The following is a 20,620-nucleotide window of genomic DNA, read 5'->3' on the forward strand; positions in this document are numbered from 1 at the left end:
AGGGCCCCCTACCGTGGCCACGGTTCTCCAACTCAATTCCCCACCACAGCCTCAACTGATTCATCAGGTTGCGCAATGCCTGCAAGAGGGCGGAGTCGTCGCTGTGCCGACCGACAGCTTTTACGCGCTGTCGGTCAGTCCCTTCAATGAAATGGCATTAAAGCGGCTGATGGATATCAAAGGCGAACGCAGCCACAAACCCTTTCCGGTGTTAGTGGGTGACCCATCGCAACTGGACTGGCTGACGGAAGTGATTCCCGATGTCGCTCGAACACTCATGAAAGAGTTCTGGCCGGGTTTGCTCACGTTGATCCTGCAGGCTCGTCCCACTCTTTCGCCTATCCTGACCGGCGGACAGGGAACCATAGGTGTCCGGCAACCGAATGATCCACGAGTTTGCGAACTCATGACGCACATCGGGCCGCTCACCGGCACCAGCGCCAATCGAAGCGGACAGCCGCCGGCGCAATCCGCGGGAGATGTGATGGAACATTTGGGGGCAGTGGTTGATGTGGTTGTCGATGGCGGACCTGCGCCGGGAGGTCAACCCTCCACGGTGCTACAAATTCTGCCGGAACTCTGCATCCTTCGTCAGGGGGCCATTTCCCGCCTGAAACTTCAAGAAGTCCTTGACCGTAACGAAAAACCCATTTCCTAGTAGGTTTCTGAGAAATTCTCATACATCATTGAATGAATGAGATGGGCCCTCTCCACCATCTGCTCTCCTGTTTTGCCTGCACGGGTCGTTGTCCTTAGGCAACCAGGGAAATTGTTGTGCTTAAGAAAAACTCTTGAAGTATCTGATCTATTGGGTATAATCTTACTAGTAAGTTTAAAGAAAAGGAGGCTGGCATGGCATCTATAGCCACAACAAAACTTTCATCCAAGGGCCAAGTCGTCATTCCGGAAGAGATACGAAAGCAACTGGGTTTAAAGGAAGGCGATCAATTTGTGGTAGTGGGGCAAGATGACGCGGTCATTCTGAAAAGCATAAAAAAGCCCGTCTTGAATGAATTTGATTCGCTAATCGATAAGGCCAGGCGGCAAGCGAGGGACGCCAGGTTGAAGCGTTCAGACATTGGGAAGGCCATTGCCAAAGTCAGAACCGCATCATGAGGCTCGTCCTTGACACCAATGTCTTTATTTCTGGTGTGTTTTTCGCTGGACCGCCTTTTGACATTCTGAAATCTTGGAGAGTTGGCCAAGTTGAAATTGTCGTCTCTGCTGAAATTCTGGACGAATACCGACGAGTTGGTGTTGAGCTGTCCGAGAAATACACAGCCGTTGACCTTACTCCGTTTCTCGAGCTTCTGATCTCCCATGCCATCGTCGTTCATGCACCCCCTTTGGATGAGCGTGTGTGCTCCGATCCTGATGATGATAAATTTATGGCTTGTGCTCTGGCAGGCGGGTCAAAATTTATTTGTAGTGGTGATAAAGCCCTCTTGAAGATATCGGGATACAAGGGGATTTCGGTCGTGACACCCAGAGTATTCGTGGATCGATACCTGCCACACAAGAAATAAACGTCTATTAGGTTGTTGACTTCCTTTACCAACCAAGTCTCTTGGCAGGGTTCTGTCATGTTGAAGCGGTTGACCAATTGACATATTCCGCTGATTGAGCAAGGATTCGGCTGGCCAATACTAGTGGTTCCAATATGGTTCTGGCCTACAGATTGACGATATTTGTCGGGAATCCATTTTGGTATTTATCACTAAAAAAGGCCGGTAGAAAATGCATGATACTTGTGTTTCTAGCTCTCGTGGCACAACTTGATTTTCTGTATTGCCGGGTTTCGTCCCGGCGGCCGAGGTCCTTTTCTTTCGGGAAAAGGACCCAAAACCATTGACGCCCCGTCTGGCCTCAATGAGGTGAATGGACGCCAGCCTGAGGAGGGCGGACCAACTCGCTCCGCTCAAACAAGGCCCGCCAGCGGATGAGAGCGTCCCTCCCTTGGGCCAGACGGCAGGCGTCGGATCATGGGAGACGAACCTTTTAGGGACTCTCATGAAAAAGCGAGGAGCCATGTAATCTGTGTGATCTGTTCGGAGTCCGGCAAATGGTCTTATCATCCCGTCCGATGCGGAAAGCAGGAAAGACTGACCCGCCTTGTGGTATTTGTCTTTGACAACGGCGTTTGGGATGGTTCTAAGCAATAAGAAACATGAAGAAATCGCAGACAAGAGGATTTGGGTTTAGCTGAATAGACTGCATTAGCCAGGGTGAGCTATGAAGACCAATATGCTGCCTAGTTAGACGCCGAAATCCTACTTCGTTCGTTAGAGTTCATGATGACCCAGATCACCGAAGATCAGAATCCCGCACCACCGGGAGTCATACATGTCTGGGTGAGTCCGCCCAACGCTCCAATTCCAACAACGCGAGATCCGGTCAGGATCGCGGTTGGCACACCAGATGGTGTTAGCAGCAACTCTTGGCGTGTGTGGGTGAAAGGACTCGACACCTATGTCATGTGCCGGGACAACTTTCGGGAAATCAAGATAAGCTTGCACGCCTCGGGGATTTGGCGGGTGGCCCTAACTGAAGGGACCATCAAGGCCCGTCCAGAGCTTGTTCTCGGTGGGGGTGATCGGGTTATCCATCGACGGCGTCCAGATCTTTCGCACGCCACCAAAGCTTTAATTGGATTTCAGATTATCTTCCTGAAGGAGGGGCTGTATCTCCAAAGGTCTGACCGAACCAAATGGCCAAAGTCTGTCGTGTTTGTTGAGCCTCCGCAAGCCGACACCGACATGACGGTTCTGTCAGTAACGGTCGTGCCTAGCACCGCGCCTTTGGTGTTGCGTCCAAACACTCGCGGAATTGTTGTGGCCCTACTTCCCCTCGGACAGGATCACACCGTTCAGGTTGTGGCGACCCATGAGAACGACGCTGTCTTCAAGCCACTCCTACGAGATGCGTTCCGACGGAGTGTGTACTCTCTACCGGAAGGCGCGATATTTACTGCTCATGGCCATCGTCCTGACCAAACGCCTTGGTTCTCCGCGGTTCCGTTCCGCAAATTTGCATGAAATTAACCGCTGCGGTGCATGCAGCGCAACTGAAATTGCCAAACATGGCGCTGAATCTGTAGAGCAGATGAGACTGCAAGGTAGGAGGTGAACAGGCTCGCAGGTGAGCTTAGATGCGTTCAGCCGACCGCAGGCAGTGGACGGGAAGCTGAGGGGGTTGAGTGGGCCGCAGCTGTTCGATGTGAGAGAGAGGGGAATGATGAGCGGTCGGCTGAACGGGGTTCGCGTCTGGCCGTGCATCCCAGCGGCCTGCGGCGGCCGAACGCGGGGATCGAATCGACGAGCCTTCGACCCGCCACTCAGCCGCAGGCTCTTTTAGCATTTAATCAGAGAGAGCATCATTTGTTTAGCCACGAGTTGTTTGACAATTACGGCTTTGAAGATATCCCGCTTAACCGGGATATTTTCATTGTTGATGAAATCTATCTTGGCGACTACGAAAATTCGATGCTTCGGTTTTTTGAGGGAGCGGAGTATGAGCACGTAGGCTATGTTAGCTATGCGGCAGCAAGGGCGATCAATAACAATTCCATTGAGCTTTCTTGGTATGCGGAACGACATGATCGGTTTCACGAAATTGCCATAATTTTATCTCGTGATCAATTCGTTGCGTGTGTTGGCTCGTGGCAATGGGATGAAAAACCCAGAATTTTTGTCAAAAGCGAATGGCTCTCAAATATTTATTTGAGAACTTATTCGGTATTTGCCTTAATTGATGCGGCAGACGTCAAAAAAGCATTGCATGACGGCTCGATAACTAGGTCGCGCCTCATCAAGTTAAGAAAAGGAATCGATGATCTTTCCGAGAAATACAAAGACATCTCTTTTATTTCCTTTGCCGACAGTCTTTTGCTGAAAAGTAATTGGTCTGTAGGTGACTTTAAAAGCGAATACACATACTCCCCTGAGGTATTTATCTATCTAGCTGGCGAAATCGATGCTATTTATCAGTCAATTCTGGGGCTCAAGACATATGCAGTAATCGCTCAAGGCAGCAATGAATATTACGATGATGCCCTGTTGCATATATCGCCATCTCATAATCACATTTGTCTTAACAGTTTAGGAGTTCCGTTTGCCCAGTTAATGGAGATTGAGGGAACGGCGAGAAAAGCTATTAAGGCAGAGATTCATCTTCCTTCTGATCTGTATATGGATGAACAATATTTTCATTCTCTAAAATTCAAGTATGGTTTTGAAAAGAAAGCAGAGCCAAGCAATAAATATCAAGCGAAAATGATGTCAACTCCGTCTAAGTATTACTACACGGCACGTAGTGTTGTTATCAGCAATCTAGGGGTGGAGAAATGAATGGTAATAATGCCTTCAATAAGGACGTATTTTCCGTCCGCTGCGCTGGAAAAAATGCGCTGGTTACGGCAGGTGTTCAGCCGACTGCAGGCGGCTGACGGGGGGCTAACGGGTATAAATGGGAGCCGTGGCTGCTTGATGGGGGATGGAGTGAAATTGATGAATGGTTGGCTAAACTGAGCCCGCGCTTGGAACTGCTTGTCGTATGTCTGCGGGAACCGAAAGCGCGGCTCAATTCTAAAATTCTCGGGTTCGCGACTCAACCATGCGCTCTGTTAGGCTTTCATCCGATTGGACACCGCTAATGAAGATTGTTGAATTTGCTTTTATTGTATATCCGGCCACGGATCTGGCGCGGTCCTGTGCCTTTTATGAGGGCGTTCTCGGGCTTACCAGCGCGACTTCCATGGATCTCGCCGACGGATTCTGGGTCGAGTATGAGATCGGTCCTCACACGCTCGCCATCGGCAAAGAACCATTCCTGAAGGCATCGGGCGATGGTCCTCAGCTTGTGTTGGAAGTGGATGACTTCGACAAGACGATAGAACATCTCAGACATCACAACGTGCCGTTCGCCCTTGAGCCTTTCGACCTTCCTCACTGCCGGGCAGCCATTGTCCTGGACCCCGACGGTAATAAGCTCGGTATTCATAAACGAAAGGCCTAACATGTGCTAGGCCCATGTTTTTAGGAGTCTTTGGAATGTGAGTTATGGAAAATAATTCAAATTTTGGATGTAGCTGCCATCTTGCGGGCTTCTTGTAGCGAGAGAAGCGGTGTTTGGAGGAGCTGTTGAGCGCGAGTGGAGTCCATGGTGAGGTTTTTGGGGCGGACCAGTCCGGATTCTTCGATGGTTCCCTGTTGAATAGACGATGTCTGTGTGATCCCAAAGTGCTGGAGCAACCCCATCCCCAAATCCCACCGGTTCAGGCTTTCAGGGCCCCCGAGATGTACGAGCCCTGGCACATCTTTGGTGGCGACTTCCAGTAACACTTCGGCAAGATTTTCCACCCAGACGGGACAGCGAAGTTCATCCATGAACAAGCGATACGGTTCGCCGGTTTGTGTGGCCTTGATTAAGCGTGTCGTCTGCCGGTCCGGCGTGCACAAATCATAGAGCAACGAGGTGCGGATAATGGTGGCCTTCGGGTTCAGGGAGCGGATGAGTTCCTCCGCCTGGGCTTTGGCATGGCCATAGGGGTTGATGGGGTTCGTGGGGCTCTTTTCGGTATAGGGCGCTGAAGTCCCATCAAAGACTTGATCTGTCGAGAGGTGAATGAAGCGAATATTTCGTTCCGACGATTGCATGGCGAGGAGTCCTGCTGCAGGGAGGATCGCTTCAATGCCTTTTCCCTGCTCCGAGCAGGCGGTATGAATAATGACGTCTGGTTGCACACGATCCATGAGGATTCGAACTTCCTCAGGGCTTTGGAGATCACACACATGAAAGGTGACGCCGGGAAGGGATGTGGAGGGTGTGACGTGCAGCGTTCCGGCTGCGACAAATTGATTGGCGCGACGTAGGAGGTGATTTCCTAAAAAGCCTGCTCCGCCGGTGACGAGGAGACGTGTTTTCATCGCCCGCATTGTAGACCAATGCCAAAAGGAAAATCTTGTGTGAAGACAGACGGTTCCTTAGAATACCTGCAGGGGCAATATTTTTGGAAGGAACCGACTCATGCAGAAGATTGATTTGCGCAGTGATACCGTGACGAAACCAACGCCCGCCATGCGGGAGGCGATGGCTCAGGCCGAGGTGGGCGATGATGTGTATGGAGAAGATCCGACCGTGAATCGATTAGAAGCCATGGCCGCTGAAATGTTAGGCAAGGAGGCCGCGGTGTTTGTTCCCTCAGGGGTAATGGGAAATCAATTGGCTCTCCGCTTGCACACGCGACCCGGAGATGAAGTGATTGTGGATAGTACATCCCATCTCATTCGCTATGAAGGGGGATCGGCATCTTCTCTCTCCGGTGTCCAATTGGTTTGCGTGCCGGGTGATCGCGGTCGCCTTTCGCCGGAATCGGTTGAAGCCGCCATTCGGCCAAAAGGACTTCATAACCCTCCAACCACGTTGGTGTGTCTGGAGCAGACGCATAATGTGGGTGGCGGATCGATTTATTCCTTGGAGCTTATCCATCAAATTGCAGAGCTGGCCCGCACCCATGGATTGGCCCTGCATTTGGATGGTGCTCGGTTGTTCAATGCCGTGGTCTCAACCGGTGTGGCGGCTGCTGACTATGCCCGTCCCTTTGATACGGTGTCGTTTTGTTTGTCGAAAGGTTTGGGTGCTCCCGTCGGGTCGATGGTGGTGTCGGATGCGGCCCGTGTTCAAACATTGCGCCGTCTTCGCAAAGTGTTTGGCGGAGGGATGCGGCAGGTGGGCATTCTGGCCGCTGCCGGTGTGTATGCACTTGAGCATCATATTGCCCGATTGGCTGAGGATCATGTGAATGCGCATTATCTGGCGACACTCTTGGAAGACATCCCGGGTGTGGTCGTTGATGTCAAGGCAGTGGAGACCAATATGGTGATGTTTCAGGTCCCCCATTCTTCTAAAACGACCGACACGTTGTTAGCTGACTGCCGGGAGGCCGGAGTCCTGTTGAATGCCATGGGGGATCGGGCGTTTCGGGTGGTGACGCATTTGGATGTCAATCATGAAGATATGGTTGCTGCCGGGAGGGTGTTCAGGCAGGTTTTTTCAGCCGCGGTGTGAATGTCTCCCCTGAGTTCGTTGACAGGGTCCGGGACAGTTCCTACAATTTCTATTGATCAGCCTGATGAAGGGAGCCAACGTGAGTTTATTGGATACGGTTTCGTTTCAGCATATCACGAGAATTTTAGAAGTGACGGATGAGTTGGATATTTCCCGGGAGGCCGTGGAAATTCCCCTCGCCCCGGCAAGTCCAGGGGTGGTTCGTCGGTTGTCCAACGGCAAGCTGGAAATTGTCGTTGATGCCGATCTGCCCTTCGATGATTGGGTACGGACACTGCCTGAAAAGATTCAGGCGGAAATGCCGGACGATTAAGTCCGATTAGTCAGCATGTGTAACCAAGAGGTAGGCAAAGGAGACCGTACTCATGGCTGTGCGTGATCGAGAGTGGCCTGGGTATACCATTTGGTACTGTTGTCAGGAATGTGGCCGCTTGTGGACGTATCAAGGGTCAGATGTTGTGGCGCTGGACCTCTCCAGTTCATTGGGACCGGCCATGGTCGGGGACGGCGTCCGCGGGCGGATGTGTGCAATTTGTGAGGGGCGATGTCACGCCCCATCGGCTGAAATTTGACGACCGTGATGGTCTGGGGAAGACAGGCGTTTGGCCCAACGACCCCGCGCTTCCCTGACTCATTTATTGAGAACCAACCGCAACGGGTTGTCCCTTCATGTCTGTCTCGCCGGACTGTTTCGTGGTTTTTTCCACTGACCATTCATGGGGCGTAATCTTTAGGAGATGTCCTTTAAGCGTATAGAATTCGCCTTCCGGTATTTCCACCTGATCCGCGCCAGTCACGTTAATAGCCAGCACCCGTTTCTTGTCTCCTCTGTTGGATAAAATGATGCCGTTCTCCAATCGTTCCAGTTGATAGGCTCCTTGTTCGTTAATGACCAGGGAATTGGCTTCTATCTTTGCGTGCATTTTTCCAACTTTATCGAAAATGGCAAAGTTGACTCGAACAGGGGTTCCTCCGGTTTTTCGGAGCTTCATTTCAATTTGGGGGAGTCCGTCAATTTCTACAATTCCATTGGAATTGCGGTACCAATGCGGTCCGACTTTCACATCCATGCCCACCATGCCTCCTTTGTTCTTCAGTGAATAAACTCCAAACTGATCCGTATTGTACTGACCGGATCAGCCTGGTGGCTAGAGGAAATGTTCCTTGGATGAGTGTTGAAAACATATGTGGTACCTCGGGATGGTTGTAGGAATGCGTATGGGCGGCTTGCCCCTGCTCACATACTCCTTCGTGCGCTCCGCTCGTCCAAACGGGCAGCGGCTTTTTTTGAGCATCCTCAGGACAGGGCTGGGCGGGACTTCTTTCGGTCAGGCTCAGGACAGGATTTGAGCATTCCTTGAAATGGTGAGGGGGCTTGGGATGTGTGGGAAAGAATGCGGGAAGGTCGTCACACGTAAATGGAGTTAGGACTTATCCTTTATTCGATTCAAGATGAGGGCTATGCATCCACCCAAGAGGCCTCCCCCAAAGATCGGCGGTCCCAATTCGACCAGTTTAATTTCCCAAATAGGTTCATTAGCCAGCATGAGATCGCGAATCCCGCCTTGAATCATGATGACAGCTAGTGCCATGAGCGCGCCAATCATGAACCACCATCGAAACACTTTAAACGAATCCATGAAATGTCCTTATGCCAATTATGCTTGAATGGGTCGATCTAATGTTCGGTACTGAATCGCTTCGGCAACATGTGTGGATGAAATCATAACCGATTCTCCTAAGTCGGCAATAGTTCGGGCCACACGTAAAATCCGCCCATAGGCCCGTGCGGACAACCCCAGGCGGGTGACGGCTTGATCCAACAGGGTGTTTCCGGCTTGATCCAGTTGGCAATATTTTTTGAGCAAGCGAGGCTTCAGCTGGGCATTGTTGAGGGTCTGCTCAGCGCGGTAGCGGTCGATTTGACGATGTCGTGCCTGGATCACTCGTTGACGAATGGTTGAAGAGGCTTCACCGGTTATCCTGCCCGATAGCTCTTTGACCGGGACTGCGGGGACTTCGATGTGGATATCCAGCCGATCAAGGAGTGGACCGGACAGACGGCTTCGATACCGTTGAATGTGATAGGGCGTACACACGCATTCATGGGTAGGGTCTCCGCAATATCCACATGGGCAGGGATTCATCGCGACGATCAACATAAGTTTGGCGGGAAACGTGAGGCTGGCCTGTGCGCGGGTCAATGTGACGGTTCCATTTTCCAGAGGCTGGCGTAAGCTATCCAAGAGGGACCGCTTAAATTCCAAGGCTTCATCTAAAAAAAGGACGCCATGATGGGCCAGAGAGACTTCTCCGGGACGGGGGATGGATCCTCCTCCAACGAGGCCGGCTTCCGAAATGGTGTGATGGGGGGCACGAAAGGGGCGATGGGCGAGGAGGGCCGCATGAGGTGGAAGGTTTCCCGCCACACTGTGGACCTGACTGGCTTCCAAACATTCCTGAAAGCTCATGGGTGGAAGAATACCTGTTAACCGTTGGGCTAACATGGTTTTTCCTGACCCTGGCGGACCCACCATGAGAAGATTGTGCCCACCTGCCGCAGCCACCTCCAGGGCACGCTTGGCCTGATATTGTCCCACCACATCGGCAAAGTCCTCCTCAGTGGAGGAGAGTCCGGGGTGCACAAGGGGGAAGGTGTTTTTTGCAGGAAGGAGAGTGAGCGCCTCCTGGAGAAATTCCACCACCTGAGGAAGGGTCGAGACGCCAAACACGGTGGCGTGGTCGACCACGGCAGCCTGTGAAGCATTGTCGTGAGGCAGGATCAATGAAAAGGGGTGATGAGTGGCAATAGCCATGGACAGCGCCCCGGGTACCGCTTTGATTCTGCCATCCAGTGCCAGTTCTCCGACAAAAATATAGGAGGTAACGGCGTCTTGGGACAGGACCCCTTCGGCTACCAAAATGCCGATGGCAATTCCCAACTCAAGACCGGCCCCTTCCTTTTTTAATCCGGCTGGCGCCAAATTGACGGTGATTTTTTTTGCAGGAAAATGGAACCCTGTGTTTTTGAGAGCGGATCGAACCCGGTCCCGGCTTTCACGAACGGTCGCATCGGGTAACCCCACGATGGAAAATTGTGGAAGGCCTCCACCAATATCCACCTCAATTTCAATGAGATTGGCTTCTAATCCCACCAATCCCACACTTTGAATTTTGGCTAACATGTTTGTCTTATCTATCCCCGTTTCCGAAGTGTGGTGGCTGTGCATTCACGAATCTTAGGTCACGTTTTTTTGAAAACTCCAACCAACTCATGTGGCGGGTTCGGCCTGCGGGTTGCTGAAAGTTTCTGCCGTCCATAAGGGTTCACAGATATTGTGTAATGGGCTCATGCATGGGGCTTCTGAAAAATTTGCACTGTGAGCGAGTGCTTAGGGGGAAGATACGGGCGGTGAAAGAGCGGGGAGTTTCGGTGCAGGGGTAAGAGACGGGGGATTCGGAGGGGACGGAAGTACAGGACTTGGTCCCTCCGTGGAAAGGGTAGTTCCCTTCTCAGGGATCTGAACGGAATCCAATATGTCTTTGAGTTCCTTGCTTTCAATATTGTCTAACGACTCTGCGTTCGGGGGGGGAGCAGTTGAGTCCTCTAAGGATTGCGGTCTCTTGGGAGTAAGCGCTGAAGACTGTTCAGATTGAGACGCAGGTTTCTCCGTGACTGTGGGGACAGTTCTTTGTTCCGTTGCTGGAGGATTTGTTTTCAATGCCGGTGTCGTGACCGGAGTAACCGGTTTTTGGGAAGATGGTGGATTGGCGAGGTTGGAATGGCCTTGGGATGGCGCCGAGTTTGGTTGATCCGAAACCCGGGTGTCTTCAGATGTATGTTGTGGGCTCGGGTTCAGAGATTGTGTAATAGTGCGTGCCGGAGGAGCAGGCAATGGTGTTTCAGGATGATGTGATGCATCAGGTCTCAGGGAGCGATCCTCCACCACCGTTGTCGGGGATGGGGGTGTCGGGATTGCCCGGTTTGAATTGTCACCATTTGGTGTGTCGCTGGTGTTCACGTGGGGAACTTCTGTCGTTGAGGTATTGAGCGGAGAAGAAATCGGGTTGTCAGGAGGTATGGTCGTGAATGAGTCTCTTGGCGGAACGACAGGAACCGGTTCGTTGATGAGTGGCTGCTCGGGGACCCTGAGCTGATTCGATGCCAGAAAAGGGATGCCGAGTTGTTCCTTATATATATAACCCATGGTGCCACCAATAAAAAGAAACAAGGTGATTCCAATCGTTACGCCTAATTTTTTTCTCGTCTTGGCTCGGTGTATTTCTTGATAGTCGGTAGAGTGTTTCGGCCGGGTCACGGCCGGCGGTTGGTTGGGAGGGGGTACTGATATGGGTGCCTGTGGTGCAAGGCTCGGTGTCTCTATCTTGGCTGTTTGGATTTCTGGCGTTGGTTGAGGTTCTGCAGGGACCTCTGGCGGCCTCAACACTTCAGGGGCAATTTTTACCAATTGCTGATTCAAAATGGTGAGAACATGGGTGGCATCTTGAAGTCGCTGTGAGGACTGATTCCGGGTCATTTGGCGGATAAGCTCACAGATGGCTTTCGGGACATGGTCCGGGAAGTCAAACATCGGGTCAGCCTGGTCGAAAGCCAGTTTCCCCATAATCGATGTCTTCGGAAGACCGGAATAGGGCACTCGCTTGGTGAGCATGTCGTACATCATGAAACCCAAGCAGTACAAATCACTGCCGAGGGTCAGAAGTTCGCTTTTGGCAGTTTCCGGAAGCAAGTAGGGTAATGGTCTGAGTAACTCAGCGTCACCGTTTTTCAGGATGTCCATCAGGATCCATGAAAGTCCGAGGTCCATGACTTTGATCTGGCCTTGAGGGCCGACCAGGACGTGCCCCGGATGGAGTGTGCCGTGAATGATGCCTTGAAAGTGGATATGAACTAACACTTCCGCAATTTCACGTGCCAGCAAGAGCATTTTTTCGACTGAAAGAGGCCCTTCATTCTGAATGACGTGTTGGAGACTGGGCGCGTCAAAAAATTCCATGCAGACGACAGGGGTGCCGTCCTGCTCTTCCACTTTGAAGATTTTAATGAGATTGGGGTGTTCTAATCGAAGGAGGGATTTGGCTTTTTCGATAAAGGCTTTTCCACGAATGAGCCGACCATTGATATGGGTGTGATACACCTTAATCGCCATTTCCTGCCGCAGTTCGAGATCATACCCATAGTAAATGGTTCCGGTTTGGCCTTTGGCAATTTCTCCCTGTATTTCAATTTTTCCAGGCAACAGTTGTGTAGTCATACAAAAAAACCTAATTCTTTACAGAAAATTTGTGATGAATGAGTGCGTCTGGTGGTCGTGGCTCATTGAAACGAAGGCACCCCTAATAATCAAATGTGGAAATCTCGGAGCCATGGAATTCCTGCTCATCTTGTCGGAATACCGTTTGATTTTCTTGAATGGAGGGGATTCTTGGTCTCTTGGAGGTTTCGAATGTAGGACGTAAAGAGAGGGCGTTTCTCAGAATCGGATGGCAGGCATAAGAGGAGCACAGGGGACAATCCTTCGCTCAGAGAACCTTAAGGGCTGTTCCTACCTTCCGTAATGCTCTGAGGGCGGTCTCGAGATGCTCAAGCGAATGATCGGCTGTCACCGTGATGCGGAGGCGGCTGGTCCCTTTAGGGACCGTGGGGGGGCGGACAGCCGGAATCCACACGCCCTCTGCCCGTAAGTGTTGGCTCATCTGGACCCCGATTTCCGGGTCGTTCACCATGATCGGGAGAATAGGGCTCTGAGTGTCGGTCAGTTGGAATCCCATGGTTACTAAGCCATGATGCAAATAATCTCGATTTCGCCAGAGCATCACTCTGCGTTGGGGTTCTTGACGGATGACACCCAGGGCTGCGCTCGCTGCGGCGGCAATGGCGGGTGGTGGGGCAGTAGTATAGATAAATGAGCGTGCGGTATTAACCAGATAGGCCACGAAATCTTTCGGCCCGGCAATAAAACCGCCGCTGGACCCAAGGGCTTTACTGAGGGTGCCCATCTGCAGGATGTGGCGGGAGTCTAAGCCAAAATGTTCCAGCGTGCCTCGACCGGTTGCGCCCATGACCCCGGTGCCATGCGCGTCATCAATGAGCAGAGTGGCACCATACTCTTCTGCCAATCCGGCTATCTCGGGCAGCGGAGCCACATCTCCATCCATACTAAACACCCCTTCAGTCAGAATGAGCGTCGAAGTCCGGGAGCGTGTTTTTGTCAGAAGACGCTTGAGATGGCTGACGTCGTTATGATGGAAGACGCGTAGCGTGGCCCGGCTGAGACGGCAACCATCGATCAGGCTGGCATGGCATAACCGATCCGCCAAAATCAGGCTATCTGCCCTGGCAAGATTTGGGATCACTCCTAAATTGGTGGCATAACCTGAAGAAAAGGTGAGAGCCGCCTCTGTTTCCTTAAAACTGGCCAATTCATCTTCTAAAACGTGGTGAGGCGTGACGTTGCCGGAAATTAACCGTGAGGCTCCAGATCCTACTCCAAATTTTTCGATGGCTTTTATGGCGGCATCTTTTACCTGTGGATGGTTGGCCAGCCCAAGATAGTTATTGGAGGCAAAAAGTAGGACTTCCTGCCCTTCCACTGAAATGACCGGAGCCGAGGGGGAGTTGATGAGAGATAACTCCCTCAACAGGTGTTGTTGCGCTAAGGTTTGGAGGTCTTCTTTGAACATTGAGAGGGCCACAGGATTTTGAAATATTACCTATAGGATCTGTCGTCCACAGGTATTTCGTAATGCGATCAACCCTGTTACAATAAATATTGACTTGAAAAAACCATAATGATTACAATGGTTTATTTATACAGACAATAAATTTACCACAAATGGGGAATTTTTTTTATCGGAGAGGTGATTGAGGGGTTTTCCCGGGACGATGTGGTTCACCAGGTTTCGTCCGTCGTCAAATTAACCAGAGGGTGAGAATTATGAAAATCACTGGTGCAGAAATCTTCTTAGAAGCATTAAAGCGTGAGGGTGTGAAAACCATGTTTGCCTTACCAGGCGGAGTGGTTCTCAAAATATTCGATGTCTTGCACCAGCAAAAAGATATTCGGGTAATTCTGACACGACATGAGCAAGGTGCCGGGTTTATGGCCGTCGGATATGCGAAAGCCATGGGCAAACCCGGCGTGGCGCTGATTACATCCGGCCCCGGCATGACAAATGTTATCACGTCTCTCGCAGATGCGTATATGGATTCAGTTCCCATAGTCGTCTTTTCAGGGCAGGTTCCGACCGCCTTAATCGGCAACGATGCCTTTCAAGAGGCCGACAATATCGGTCTCAGTCGTCCGTGCACCAAATACAATTTCCTGGTCAAGGACGTGAAAGATTTAGCACAGACGATTAAGGAGGCCTTTTATATTGCCACTACTGGTCGCCCTGGCCCGGTTTTAGTCGATATCCCTAAAGACATTTCGCTCGATAAAGCGGACTTTCATTACCCGACTTCTGTTTCCATTCGCGGGTACAACCCCACCTACGACGGAAGTCGGTGGAAAATTAAGCAAGCGGCGGACGCGATCATGAAAGCCAAGCGTCCAATTTTATATGTGGGTGGAGGAGTCGTGTTATCCGGGGCCTCTCCGGAGGTGAAAGAGCTGGCCGAGTTGACGCAAATTCCCGTCGATATGACGTTGATGGCGCTTGGGGCATTTCCTGGAAACCATCCACTCTCTCTGGGCATGCTGGGTATGCATGGGACGTATGTCGCGAACATGGCCATGCATTATTCTGATCTGGTTATTGCCGTTGGGGCACGATTTGATGATCGGGTGACGGGCAAGGTTTCAGAGTTTTGTCCCGATGCGAAAATTATTCACATTGATATTGATCCGACCTCTATTCGGAAAAATATTCAGGTAGATATTCCTATTGTCGGTGACTGTAAGCGAGTGCTCATCGAATTGAATAATATTCTTCGCGCCACGGTGAATGGGAATCAAAAAGAGCAAAGGAAGCCTTGGTGGGATCAACTGAATGCCTGGAGGCAAGCACACCCTCTGCGCTATGATCAAGATCCTGACGGACAAATTAAGCCACAATTTCTTATTGATCGCCTGTATCAGCTGACGAGCGACCGAAATCCTATTTTGGCCACCGACGTGGGTCAACATCAGATGTGGGCAGCTCAATATTTTAAATTACAAAATCCTCAATCCTGGTTAACATCAGGGGGATTGGGGACCATGGGTTTTGGATTGCCGGCCGCTATGGGTGCGCAAGCTGCGTTTCCGGATCGACTGGTTCTGTGTGTCGCCGGTGATGGCAGTATTCAAATGAATACTCAAGAATTGGCGACCGCAGTTGTCGAGCAACTACCGGTTAAAGTTTTTATTATTAATAACCGGTTCCATGGCATGGTTCGGCAGTGGCAGGATTTGTTTTATGAGGGCCGGTATGCGTCAAGTTACCTGGGGACCGTTCCTGATTTTGTGAAATTAGCGGAAGCCTATGGGGCTGCTGGTATTCGAATTGAAAAGGTTTCGGAAATGGATAGCGGGATTCGTGAAGCGCTTTCCATTAAGGGTCCGGTCGTGATTGACGTCCCGACTTATCAGTTTGAAAATTGTTATCCTATGATTCCGGCCGGAGGCTGTAATCACGAAATGTTATTAGCAGATCCCCCGGACTTAAAAAAGCCCAATGCCATGCAAAAAATTGGTACTCAGGCGGATTCGGATTCTGTCATCACAGCTTAGAGTACAACCATAAAGGGTGTTATGGAACACATTATTTCGTTGACGGTAGAGAATAAATTCGGATCTTTGTCCCGAATAGCGGGCCTCTTCAGCGGGCGAGGGTTTAATATCGAAAGTTTGTCAGTTGCCCCGACGCTGGATCCCTCTGTGTCCATGATGACCTTGGTCACCAAGGGGGATGATCCGATTATCGAACAAATCCTGAAGCAGCTGAACAAACTCATTGATGTGATTAAAGTCGTTGATATTAGCGAAAGCGAGTTTGTTGAACGAGAAACTGCACTAATTAAGGTTCATACCCGGCCAGAGGATCGAGCGGAAGCTCTTCGCATTGCGGATATTTTTCGAGCTAATGTTCTGGATTCCTCTCCTACCAGCTACACCATTGAAGTCACGGGAGATGTGAGGAAAGTCCAGGCGATCATCAATCTCCTACAGCCACTTGGCATCAAAGAGCTGGTACGAACCGGCAGGATTGCCATTGGGCGCGAACCGACACGCTCGACACAAACCCAATCCCGACCGCTTGCGAAAGCGAATTAATCAGGCCAACCAACATCTGCCTTTAGACTAAGGGGATCCGTCCACCCTGATCGACGGAACGACTAAGGACTATTTTATCTTTATGAGGAGTGCATGATGAAAATTTATTATGAACAAGACGCAGATCGACAGATTTTAGCCAAAAAAACTGTGGTCGTAGTGGGGTTCGGTAGCCAAGGCCATGCTCATGCCTTGAACATGCGGGATAGTGGTCTTCAAGTGGTCGTGGGCTGTCGGGAGGGTTCGTCATGGAATAAGGCGGAAGCGGCTGGGTTGAAAGTCATGCCGACTGCGGATGCGGTTAAGAGTGCCGATGTGGTGATGCTGTTAGCTCCAGATGAAGCCCAAGCCGCCATTTACAATAAAGATATTGGTCCAAACTTGAAACAGGGAGCCTATCTAGCCTTTGGGCACGGGTTTAATATCCATTTTGGGCAAATTCAACCTGCCAGCCACGTGAATGTGTTTATGGTGGCTCCCAAGGGTCCAGGGCATCTGGTCAGGTCGGAATATACCAAGGGGACGGGCGTACCGTGTTTGTTAGCCATTCACCAGGATCCCGGCGGGCAGACAACGAAGGTCGGATTGGCCTATGCCTGTGCGATTGGCGGAGCCAGAGCGGGTGTCATTGAGACATCCTTTCGAGAAGAGACGGAAACGGATCTTTTTGGGGAGCAGGCGGTCTTATGTGGAGGGCTTACCTCCCTGATTCAGGCAGGATTTGAAACCTTGGTTGAAGCCGGTTATTCGCCTGAAATGGCCTATTTCGAGTGTTTACATGAAGTGAAGCTCATTGTGGATTTGATCTATCAGGGTGGCATTGCCAATATGCGCTATTCTATTAGCACGACGGCCAAATATGGCGATGTGACACGAGGGCCACGTGTGGTAACCGATGAGACTAAGAAAGTGATGAAAGAGATTTTGGGAGAGATCCAAAGCGGTCGATTCGCCAGAGAGTGGGTGCTGGAAAATCAAGCGAACCGGCCCGTGTATAATGCTCTCTTGAGAAGGGGAGAGGAGCACCCGATTGAAGAGGTCGGTTCACGGTTGCGAGGAATGATGCCATGGCTGCAAAAAGATCAGCTTGTGGATAAACAGAAAAATTGATGAGAAGATTGCGGGACGTGAGACCCATTCCCAATGGCTGATCAGGCAAAAGGGATTCCTGTTGCCAAAGAAGGCATCCCTTTTATCGCAGGGGGAGGGCTTCTGACGCTTGGGAGTTGGATGGCCGGATCGGTCTGGCTCACTTGCCTGATGGGATCGTTAACCCTGTTTACAGCCTGGTTTTTTAGAAACCCGGCCAGAACGATTCCTCAGGGGAAAAACCTCATTGTGTCTCCTGGGGATGGGACGGTGGTAGCGGTGGAAGAGGAATTCGAGCACCGGTTCCTCAAAGAACCCAGTATCAGAATCAGTATTTTTTTAAATGTATTCAATGTCCATATTAACCGGATGCCAGCTGCAGGAGTGCTCCAGGATGTCGTCTATGCTCCCGGGAAGTTTTTAGTAGCCAGTCGTCCGGAGGCATCAGCGGAAAATGAGCAAAATGCGCTGATGCTCAGGCGTTCCGATGGAAAAAAAATTCTGTGCGTCCAAATTGCCGGATTAATTGCCAGACGAATTGTCTGTTGGGTCACCCCCGGTGAACGGGTTGAGGCAGGCGAACGGTTTGGACTTATTCGGTTTGGATCTCGGATGGATTTGTATCTTCCTCACGATAGTGCCATTCACGTCAAGGTTGGCGAGAAGGTAAAGGGAGGATCGTCCATCGTGGCGGAGCTGCTATGCGTGGAGCCTTCATGAAACAGCCCAAAAAACGACGTGTCGTCTATTTAATTCCCAATCTGCTGACCACAGGAAATCTCTTTAGTGGCCTGGCCTCAATCCTGTTTGTCTTTGGAGGAGATTATGGGGCTGCGGCCATTGCGATCCTTGTGGCGATCGTCTTTGATGTATTGGATGGGACGTCAGCCCGTCTGATGAAAAGTACGAGTGACTTCGGGTTGCAATATGATTCGTTGGCAGATGTCGTGGCTTTCGGCGTGGCTCCGGGCTTGCTGATGTATTCGTGGGCGCTGAGTGGTCCGAAGATGTTGGGCGCGGCGGTGATGTTTGCCTTTGTCGCATGTGGTGCCCTGCGTCTGGCCAGGCATAACGTTTTGGCGACAACAGGTGGAGACGGCAAGCCGTTTACCGGGCTCCCTATTCCCGGTGCAGCAGGGGTAATGGCCACGTTGGTAATTTTTGATCAGCATGTTGCGCCGTTAGGGGAGAAGGTGAAGCCTATTCTTGGGATTATCTTGACCCTGGTGCTGGCGTTTCTCATGGTGAGTACGTTTCGTTATCGTAGTCTGAAAGAATTGAAAACGCAGGAGCACCACCACTTTAATTATTTGGTGTATGCAGTCCTCATTCTCATGGCGGTCTTAGCGTATCCACAGGCGATGCTATTTGTCGTGTTTGCAGCCTATGCGCTTTCGGGCGTATTGGAGCAAGGCTGGAAGCTGGTGGCAGGTATGATGGGAAAAAAGCCGGGAGAAGAGGTTAGGCCGGATGGACTCCATAAATGAATGATCCGCCATGCAGAGGAGAAGGGGCGTTAGTTGAAGACCAAATGTGGGGGTAATGTGCCATGACACGGATGATTCGAATTTTTGATACCACCTTGCGGGATGGAGAGCAGTCTCCTGGCGCGAGCATGAACATCGAAGAAAAAATCCTCGTGGCGAAGCAATTAGCCCGGTTAAATGTAGATATTATCGAAGCCGGTTTTGCGTTCAGTTCTCCTGGTGATTTTGAAGCGATTCATCGTATTGCCCAGGAAGTGGAAGGTCCGGTTATTTGCAGTCTGGCCCGGGCGAAACCGGAAGATATAGACCGGGCTTGGGAGGCACTCAAAGGCGCACCCAAATGCCGAATTCATACGTTTTTGTCTTCTTCGGATATCCACCTGAAACATCAATTTCGTATGACCAGGGACGAAGCCCTTAAGAGGGCAGTGGAGATGGTTCGCCATGCCCGGGGGTATGTTGAGGACGTGGAATATTCTCCCATGGATGCCACTCGCTCCGATTTGACCTATCTCTGTGAAGTGGTGGAAGCCGTAGTGGAGGCTGGAGCGGGAACGGTGAACATTCCGGATACGGTGGGGTATACCACTCCCGAGGAGTTTGGAAAGATTATTCGGACATTAAGAGAGCGAGTCCGGGGGATGGAGACGGCCATTATTTCCGTCCATTGCCATAACGACTTGGGGTTAGCTGTCGCAAATTCCATGGCCGCCATATATGCGGGAGCAGGGCAGGTGGAATGTACGATCAACGGGATTGGTGAACGAGCCGGCAATGCGTCGTTAGAAGAAATCGCGATGGGACTCCGTACGCGTACCGATTTTTACCAGTCCGATACCAACATACGCACGGAGGAAATCTCCAAAGCCAGTCGGTTGGTCAGCAATATCACTGGAATGGTGGTTCAGCCCAATAAAGCGATTGTGGGTGCCAATGCCTTTGCGCATACGTCCGGTATTCATCAGGACGGGTTGCTCAAGGACAAAAGTACTTATGAGATCATGCGTCCGGAATCAGTCGGATTAACTCAAAGTCGGTTGGTGATGGGCAAATTGTCCGGTCGGCATGCCTTTCGTGAAGAACTGGCGAATCTGGGGTACACCCTTTCTGATCAGGAATTGCAAGAAGCCTTTGAACGCTTTAAGCGTCTGGCGGATCAAAAGAAGGAATTATTTGAAGAAGATCTGGAAACAATCGTCAATAAGGCAATCACCAAAGTTCCTGAGCGCTATGCCTTAAAGGGGTTGCATGTGGAAAGTGGCCTGGATCAGCGCCCGTCCGCAATGGTGGAATTGATGATGGATGGGCGAATTGCGAAACTGACGGGTACGGGTGATGGACCGGTGGATGCGGTGTACCGGACCATTGCGGCCCTGACTGAAACGAAAAGTCTTCTTCGTGCCTATATCGTGAAGGCGATTACAGGTGGTACCGATGCCCAGGGAGAAGTGTCGGTCCGCGTCGAGGAAAATAGTGAAACCGTTACCGGTCACGGATCAGATACGGATATTATTCTTGCTTCTGCCCAGGCCTACCTCAATGCGCTCAATAAATTGGCGGATTTGGCGGAACGGCATGCCAGAGCCGAACAAAAAATCGGGTTGTGTTGAAGAAGGCGTTCCCTTCATCTCAGTCAATGAGCTACTGATATCCTGCCATTTTCTTCTTCCATGGGTGTGTGCTTTCTCTCAGACCGTTTAG

At 51.0% G+C, this 20,620-nt stretch carries 21 protein-coding genes; 15 read left to right on the forward strand and 6 right to left on the reverse strand.

Annotated features, from left to right (window positions below):
* Positions 1-13: 13 nt before the first annotated feature.
* The 6 genes from PQG83_RS20010 to PQG83_RS20035 all read left to right on the forward strand — a co-directional run bounded on the left by PQG83_RS20010 (position 14) and on the right by PQG83_RS20035 (position 5,013).
* Positions 14-658: an L-threonylcarbamoyladenylate synthase gene (locus PQG83_RS20010; protein ID WP_312744871.1), complete on the forward strand. Its 645-nt coding sequence runs from the start codon at positions 14-16 to the stop codon at positions 656-658.
* A 194-nt stretch (positions 659-852) separates the two neighbouring features.
* Positions 853-1,116, forward strand: a complete 264-nt coding sequence (locus PQG83_RS20015) for an AbrB/MazE/SpoVT family DNA-binding domain-containing protein (RefSeq protein ID WP_312744874.1) — start codon at positions 853-855, stop codon at positions 1,114-1,116.
* Complete coding sequence (locus PQG83_RS20020; RefSeq protein ID WP_312744876.1) at positions 1,113-1,526, forward strand: putative toxin-antitoxin system toxin component, PIN family; 414 nt, start codon at positions 1,113-1,115, stop codon at positions 1,524-1,526. Before PQG83_RS20015 ends, PQG83_RS20020 begins: the two co-directional genes overlap by 4 nt.
* Before the next feature lie 765 nt (positions 1,527-2,291).
* Positions 2,292-3,035: a hypothetical protein gene (locus PQG83_RS20025; protein WP_312744879.1), complete on the forward strand. Its 744-nt coding sequence runs from the start codon at positions 2,292-2,294 to the stop codon at positions 3,033-3,035.
* A gap of 87 nt (positions 3,036-3,122) precedes the next feature.
* On the forward strand, positions 3,123-4,346 hold the full coding sequence (locus tag PQG83_RS20030) for a hypothetical protein (protein WP_312744882.1): 1,224 nt from the start codon (positions 3,123-3,125) through the stop codon (positions 4,344-4,346).
* Positions 4,347-4,650: 304 nt separating this feature from the next.
* On the forward strand, positions 4,651-5,013 hold the full coding sequence (locus PQG83_RS20035) for a VOC family protein (protein ID WP_312744884.1): 363 nt from the start codon (positions 4,651-4,653) through the stop codon (positions 5,011-5,013).
* 56 nt (positions 5,014-5,069) lie between these two features.
* Here the strand turns inward: PQG83_RS20035 and PQG83_RS20040 are convergent, their stop codons facing one another.
* A complete protein-coding gene (locus PQG83_RS20040; RefSeq protein ID WP_312744886.1) occupies positions 5,070-5,924 on the reverse strand; it encodes an SDR family oxidoreductase in 855 nt (284 codons plus the stop codon).
* Positions 5,925-6,024: 100 nt separating this feature from the next.
* Here PQG83_RS20040 and ltaE point away from each other — a divergent pair, with 100 nt between their 5' ends.
* The 3 genes from ltaE to PQG83_RS20055 all read left to right on the forward strand — a co-directional run bounded on the left by ltaE (position 6,025) and on the right by PQG83_RS20055 (position 7,637).
* A complete protein-coding gene (ltaE, locus tag PQG83_RS20045; RefSeq protein ID WP_312744888.1) occupies positions 6,025-7,065 on the forward strand; it encodes a low-specificity L-threonine aldolase in 1,041 nt (346 codons plus the stop codon).
* Between the two features lie 79 nt (positions 7,066-7,144).
* A complete protein-coding gene (locus PQG83_RS20050) occupies positions 7,145-7,378 on the forward strand; it encodes a hypothetical protein (protein WP_312744891.1) in 234 nt (77 codons plus the stop codon).
* Positions 7,379-7,430: 52 nt separating this feature from the next.
* On the forward strand, positions 7,431-7,637 hold the full coding sequence (locus PQG83_RS20055) for a hypothetical protein (RefSeq protein WP_312744893.1): 207 nt from the start codon (positions 7,431-7,433) through the stop codon (positions 7,635-7,637).
* A 63-nt stretch (positions 7,638-7,700) separates the two neighbouring features.
* Here PQG83_RS20055 and PQG83_RS20060 read toward each other — a convergent pair whose 3' ends face one another.
* From PQG83_RS20060 to bioF, 5 genes are all read right to left on the reverse strand, one after another.
* Entirely contained in the window at positions 7,701-8,135 is a 435-nt protein-coding gene (locus tag PQG83_RS20060; RefSeq protein WP_312744896.1) for a hypothetical protein, read from the reverse strand.
* A 354-nt stretch (positions 8,136-8,489) separates the two neighbouring features.
* A complete protein-coding gene (locus PQG83_RS20065; RefSeq protein ID WP_312744898.1) occupies positions 8,490-8,705 on the reverse strand; it encodes a hypothetical protein in 216 nt (71 codons plus the stop codon).
* An 18-nt stretch (positions 8,706-8,723) separates the two neighbouring features.
* Positions 8,724-10,250, reverse strand: coding sequence for a YifB family Mg chelatase-like AAA ATPase (locus PQG83_RS20070; RefSeq protein WP_312744901.1), 1,527 nt, complete (start codon positions 10,248-10,250; stop codon positions 8,724-8,726).
* A 207-nt stretch (positions 10,251-10,457) separates the two neighbouring features.
* Positions 10,458-12,341 carry a serine/threonine protein kinase gene (locus PQG83_RS20075; protein WP_312744903.1) on the reverse strand — a complete coding sequence of 628 codons (1,884 nt, stop codon included), beginning with the start codon at positions 12,339-12,341 and terminating at the stop codon, positions 10,458-10,460.
* A 268-nt stretch (positions 12,342-12,609) separates the two neighbouring features.
* Positions 12,610-13,770 (reverse strand): 8-amino-7-oxononanoate synthase, encoded by a 1,161-nt coding sequence (gene bioF, locus PQG83_RS20080; protein WP_312744906.1) that lies wholly within the window; start codon positions 13,768-13,770, stop codon positions 12,610-12,612.
* 254 nt (positions 13,771-14,024) lie between these two features.
* Here bioF and ilvB point away from each other — a divergent pair, with 254 nt between their 5' ends.
* The 6 genes from ilvB to PQG83_RS20110 all read left to right on the forward strand — a co-directional run bounded on the left by ilvB (position 14,025) and on the right by PQG83_RS20110 (position 20,529).
* Entirely contained in the window at positions 14,025-15,800 is a 1,776-nt protein-coding gene (gene ilvB / locus PQG83_RS20085; RefSeq protein WP_312744909.1) for a biosynthetic-type acetolactate synthase large subunit, read from the forward strand.
* A gap of 21 nt (positions 15,801-15,821) precedes the next feature.
* Positions 15,822-16,343: an acetolactate synthase small subunit gene (gene ilvN / locus PQG83_RS20090; RefSeq protein WP_312646734.1), complete on the forward strand. Its 522-nt coding sequence runs from the start codon at positions 15,822-15,824 to the stop codon at positions 16,341-16,343.
* Positions 16,344-16,439: 96 nt separating this feature from the next.
* Positions 16,440-17,453: a ketol-acid reductoisomerase gene (ilvC, locus tag PQG83_RS20095; protein ID WP_376753616.1), complete on the forward strand. Its 1,014-nt coding sequence runs from the start codon at positions 16,440-16,442 to the stop codon at positions 17,451-17,453.
* A gap of 33 nt (positions 17,454-17,486) precedes the next feature.
* Positions 17,487-18,152 carry a phosphatidylserine decarboxylase family protein gene (locus PQG83_RS20100; RefSeq protein ID WP_312744915.1) on the forward strand — a complete coding sequence of 222 codons (666 nt, stop codon included), beginning with the start codon at positions 17,487-17,489 and terminating at the stop codon, positions 18,150-18,152.
* Positions 18,149-18,919, forward strand: a complete 771-nt coding sequence (pssA, locus tag PQG83_RS20105) for a CDP-diacylglycerol--serine O-phosphatidyltransferase (RefSeq protein ID WP_312744918.1) — start codon at positions 18,149-18,151, stop codon at positions 18,917-18,919. The genes PQG83_RS20100 and pssA overlap by 4 nt, the downstream gene beginning before the upstream one ends.
* A 62-nt stretch (positions 18,920-18,981) precedes the next feature.
* On the forward strand, positions 18,982-20,529 hold the full coding sequence (locus PQG83_RS20110) for a 2-isopropylmalate synthase (protein ID WP_312744921.1): 1,548 nt from the start codon (positions 18,982-18,984) through the stop codon (positions 20,527-20,529).
* Positions 20,530-20,620: the final 91 nt, after the last annotated feature.

The organism is Candidatus Nitrospira neomarina, from assembly GCF_032051675.1.
GTDB lineage: Bacteria > Nitrospirota > Nitrospiria > Nitrospirales > UBA8639 > Nitrospira_E > Nitrospira_E neomarina.

Bases quoted from the DNA above. Each gene is read 5' to 3' on its own strand.
- PQG83_RS20015 (WP_312744874.1), top strand. From the start codon at position 853: ATGGCATCTATAGCCACAACAAAACTTTCATCCAAGGGCCAAGTCGTC.
- PQG83_RS20020 (WP_312744876.1), top strand. From the start codon at position 1,113: ATGAGGCTCGTCCTTGACACCAATGTCTTTATTTCTGGTGTGTTTTTC.
- PQG83_RS20025 (WP_312744879.1), top strand. From the start codon at position 2,292: ATGATGACCCAGATCACCGAAGATCAGAATCCCGCACCACCGGGAGTC.
- PQG83_RS20035 (WP_312744884.1), top strand. From the start codon at position 4,651: ATGAAGATTGTTGAATTTGCTTTTATTGTATATCCGGCCACGGATCTG.
- PQG83_RS20040 (WP_312744886.1), bottom strand. From the start codon at position 5,924: ATGAAAACACGTCTCCTCGTCACCGGCGGAGCAGGCTTTTTAGGAAAT.
- ltaE (WP_312744888.1), top strand. From the start codon at position 6,025: ATGCAGAAGATTGATTTGCGCAGTGATACCGTGACGAAACCAACGCCC.
- PQG83_RS20055 (WP_312744893.1), top strand. From the start codon at position 7,431: ATGGCTGTGCGTGATCGAGAGTGGCCTGGGTATACCATTTGGTACTGT.
- PQG83_RS20060 (WP_312744896.1), bottom strand. From the start codon at position 8,135: ATGGATGTGAAAGTCGGACCGCATTGGTACCGCAATTCCAATGGAATT.
- PQG83_RS20065 (WP_312744898.1), bottom strand. From the start codon at position 8,705: ATGGATTCGTTTAAAGTGTTTCGATGGTGGTTCATGATTGGCGCGCTC.
- PQG83_RS20070 (WP_312744901.1), bottom strand. From the start codon at position 10,250: ATGTTAGCCAAAATTCAAAGTGTGGGATTGGTGGGATTAGAAGCCAAT.
- PQG83_RS20075 (WP_312744903.1), bottom strand. From the start codon at position 12,341: ATGACTACACAACTGTTGCCTGGAAAAATTGAAATACAGGGAGAAATT.
- bioF (WP_312744906.1), bottom strand. From the start codon at position 13,770: ATGTTCAAAGAAGACCTCCAAACCTTAGCGCAACAACACCTGTTGAGG.
- ilvB (WP_312744909.1), top strand. From the start codon at position 14,025: ATGAAAATCACTGGTGCAGAAATCTTCTTAGAAGCATTAAAGCGTGAG.
- ilvN (WP_312646734.1), top strand. From the start codon at position 15,822: ATGGAACACATTATTTCGTTGACGGTAGAGAATAAATTCGGATCTTTG.
- ilvC (WP_376753616.1), top strand. From the start codon at position 16,440: ATGAAAATTTATTATGAACAAGACGCAGATCGACAGATTTTAGCCAAA.
- PQG83_RS20100 (WP_312744915.1), top strand. From the start codon at position 17,487: ATGGCTGATCAGGCAAAAGGGATTCCTGTTGCCAAAGAAGGCATCCCT.
- pssA (WP_312744918.1), top strand. From the start codon at position 18,149: ATGAAACAGCCCAAAAAACGACGTGTCGTCTATTTAATTCCCAATCTG.
- PQG83_RS20110 (WP_312744921.1), top strand. From the start codon at position 18,982: ATGACACGGATGATTCGAATTTTTGATACCACCTTGCGGGATGGAGAG.